At 67.2% G+C, this 2,011-nt stretch carries 1 protein-coding gene and 1 pseudogene; one reads left to right on the plus strand and one right to left on the minus strand.

The genetic code is table 11. The annotated features are described in order from the left end of the window. A partial coding sequence (locus ACRDUX_RS10580) for an ABC transporter ATP-binding protein (RefSeq protein WP_526413635.1) occupies nucleotides 1–1,440 on the plus strand: 1,440 nt, incomplete at its 5' end. A 25-nt stretch (nucleotides 1,441–1,465) separates the two neighbouring features. Here ACRDUX_RS10580 and ACRDUX_RS10585 read toward each other — a convergent pair. Further along, a pseudogene (locus ACRDUX_RS10585) lies at nucleotides 1,466–1,600 on the minus strand (IS3 family transposase); the annotation flags it as partial. Nucleotides 1,601–2,011 lie beyond the last annotated feature (411 nt).

Consider the following 2,011-nt stretch of genomic DNA (forward strand, 5'->3'; position numbering starts at 1 on the left):
CTGCACTTCCAGCGGCTCGACGTGGCCTTCCACGATCGCTACACCTCCGGCCGCGTGGTGGCCCGCTCGACGAACGACGTCGAGGCCATCCAGGACATGTTGGAGACCGGGTTCGACGGTCTCATCACCGCCGTCCTGACGCTGCTGGGAACGTCGGTGCTGCTCGTCGTGCTTGACGTGAAGCTGGGCCTGATGTGCCTGTGCGCCTTCCCTGTTCTGGTGCTGCTGGTGTGGTGGTTCCGCACGCAGTCGTCGCGGACCTACAAGTTGGTGCGCGAGAGCGCGGCCCTGGTGATCGTGCAGTTCGTCGAGACCATGACGGGCATCAAGGCCGTCCAGGCCTACCGCCGCGAGCCGCGCAATCAGCAGATCTTCACCGATGTCGCCGACGGCTACAAGAACATCAACGAGCGGGCGTTCAAGCTTCTCGCGGTCTTCATGCCCGCCGTGCGGCTCGTCGGCAACATCGCCACCGGCGGCGTGCTGCTCTACGGCGGCTACCGGGTGCTGCACGGCGAGATGACGCTCGGCACGCTGACCGCGTTCCTGCTGTATCTGCGGATCTTCTTCGAGCCCATGCAGGAGATCTCGCAATTCTTCAACACCTTCCAGTCGGCGGCCGCTGCGCTGGAGAAGATCGCGGGCGTGCTCGCCGAGGCGCCGGGCATCCAGGACCCCGAGCAGCCGATCGAGTTGTCGAACGTCAACGGCGACATCGAGTTCCGCGACCTAAGGTTCGGCTACGCACTGGACCGACCGGTGCTGCCGGAGTTGCACCTGCGAATCCCCGCGGGGCAGACGGTGGCGCTCGTCGGCACCACCGGCGCCGGCAAGACCACCATTGCCAAGCTGATCGCCCGGTTCTACGACCCCACCTCCGGGGCCGTCACCCTCGATGGCGTCGACCTGCGCGACCTGGCGCAGGCCGACCTGCGTCGCCACGTCGTGATGGTCACCCAGGAGAACTTCATGTTCGAGGGCACCGTCGCCGACAACATCCGGTTCGGTCGCCCCGACGCGACCGATGCCGAGGTGCGCGAGGCGGCCGAGGCGGTCGGCGCGGACCGGTTCATCGACGCGCTCGCCGACGGTTATGACACCGACGTGGCCAAGCGCGGCGGCAGGTTGTCGGCGGGCCAGCGGCAGCTGATCGCCTTCGCGCGTGCGTTCCTCGCCGACCCTGCGGTGCTCATCCTCGACGAGGCGACGTCGTCGCTCGACATCCCCAGCGAGCGGTTGGTGCAGCGCGCCTTGGCGACCGTGTTGGCCGACCGCACCGCCGTGGTGATCGCCCACCGCCTGTCCACCGTCGAGGTCGCGGACCGGGTGCTGGTCCTCGAGCACGGTCGCGTCGTCGAGGACGGGCCGCCTGAGGAGTTGATCCTCGGCGACGGCAGGTACGCCGCGTTGCACCGGGCGTGGGTCGAGTCGCTGGCATGACGCTGAACCAACTGCGTGCCTTCAGCCCCTCTTCGCGCCACAGCCGGTGGACCTTCTTCTTGTTGATCTCACGGCACTCGTCGTAGCGCAGCGCTGCCCAGGCACGCCGGAACCCATGGCACGGGTGCTTGGTCGCGTAGGAGCGCAGCCAGGCACGCATCTCGGCTTCTGGATCGGCCGGGTCTGCGCGGCGGGCAGTCGTCGGTAGGTGGAGCAGGCAAGCCCAACTGCTGTGCACGCCCACCGTTCCGACATACACGCCAACTTCATCACCGCGGAACCCCCTGCGATCCCACCCAACACATCATCAGCCACCACAGAAGGCGCCACCGCCAGGCATCGCGCCCGACGGACGGCGCGTGGGGCCGTCCGCCTCCTCCTTCCGCTGGACGAATCCAAAGGGCGCCAAGGGTTCGCGGTGCGATAGTCAGTCCTGGATACAGGAGGACGCCCGCTCTCGGGACTAGCTGTCCTCCGCTCCGGTAAATGCAATGGCTTCCAATTCGACGAGTACCCCTGGCCTCAGTCCAGTTACGACCGTTGCCCGGGCAGGAAAAGGCTCTGGGAAGAG

The organism is Mycobacterium sp., from assembly GCF_050701675.1.
Classification (GTDB): domain Bacteria; phylum Actinomycetota; class Actinomycetes; order Mycobacteriales; family Mycobacteriaceae; genus Mycobacterium.